Annotated in this window: 1 protein-coding gene and 1 pseudogene; both read left to right on the top strand. The window is 71.7% G+C overall.

The window, feature by feature from the left end:
* Positions 1-403: 403 nt before the first annotated feature.
* Positions 404-802: a hypothetical protein gene (locus P1P70_RS44940; protein WP_009327980.1), complete on the top strand. Its 399-nt coding sequence runs from the start codon at positions 404-406 to the stop codon at positions 800-802.
* Positions 799-1,123 (top strand): annotated as a pseudogene (locus P1P70_RS44935) (hypothetical protein); the annotation flags it as partial. The gene P1P70_RS44940 and the pseudogene P1P70_RS44935, both read left to right, overlap by 4 nt.

Raw genomic sequence — 1,123 nt, 5'->3', positions numbered from 1 at the left:
GGGCTGTTGGGGCTTTGACGGTCGCCTTCCCGTTGGTGGGGGACTGTCGTGCGGCGGCCAAAGCTTGATCGTGGCTGGTCGCGCAGTTCCCCGCGCCCCTTAAGGGGCTTGGTGGCGCCCCACGGTGACTGGTCACGCCCCTTCCTGCGCCCCTCGCGCCCCCCAGAATGGTTAGCGGTCGGCGGCTCGTTCGGGCCCGGCATGCGGGGCAGCCGCATATGCCCACCTCAGGGCGCTGACGTGCCTCCTCGGCCCCAACAGCGGTGAAAAGCAGGCAAGTCGACCCACCTTAGTCACCTGTCCGCATGTTCCGCTGGAAAATGCCAGATCCCTCACCCCCTCGCGCACACGGTGCGTAGCGTCTGCGTCACTCAGCCGAACCGCAGGCAGGAGGGGAGCCACGGTGCCCGGAATCGACGAGTGTCTGGTGGAGGCCATGAGGCTGCCCGGTGCCCTGGGCGCCGCGGTGGTCGACTGGACCAGCGGACTGGCGCTGGGCACGGTCGGGGAGGCTCCCGGCGGTGACCACGAGACGACCGCGGCGGAGGCGGCGGAACTGGCGCGGCTCGCGGCGGAGCACCGGGCGTTCGCACCGGAGGAGGGTTCCGACTGGTCCGGGGCGGATCTGCCGGTCGAGGACCTGATCGTCAGCAACCGGGACACGTATCACGTGCTGCGGTTCGTGCGGACGACGTTCGACAGCAGTGTGTTCCTGCACCTGTGGCTGGCGCGTACGGACGGCAACCTCGCGCTGGCCCGGATCCGGCTCGGCGAGATGGCGGGACGGCTGGTGCTGGCATGAGCGTGATCACCACACCGGTACCCGCCCCGGTACCCACCCCGGCGCCCCCTCTCCCGGTGCGCGGCGAGCACTTCCGGCAGGCCGTTTCCCCGATGCTGAGCCGTCTCGCCGCCGAGCGTGCCACCGGTGTCCTGCTGCGCGAGACCGGTGCGCTGTACCTGTCCGACGGCGAGGTCGTGCACGCCGAGAGCCCCCGCTCACCGGGGCTCGACGTGCTGCTCGCCACCGGCGGCATCCTGGACTCCGACGGCTGGCGGGAGGCGGTCGACACGGCCGGGGCCGGGCTGCGGGTCGGGCGCTTCCTGGTGGACAGCGGCCGGG

It is taken from the genome of Streptomyces sp. MB09-02B (genome assembly GCF_033794485.1).
Lineage (GTDB): Bacteria > Actinomycetota > Actinomycetes > Streptomycetales > Streptomycetaceae > Streptomyces.
This window is presented reverse-complemented; position numbering and strand designations above follow the sequence as displayed.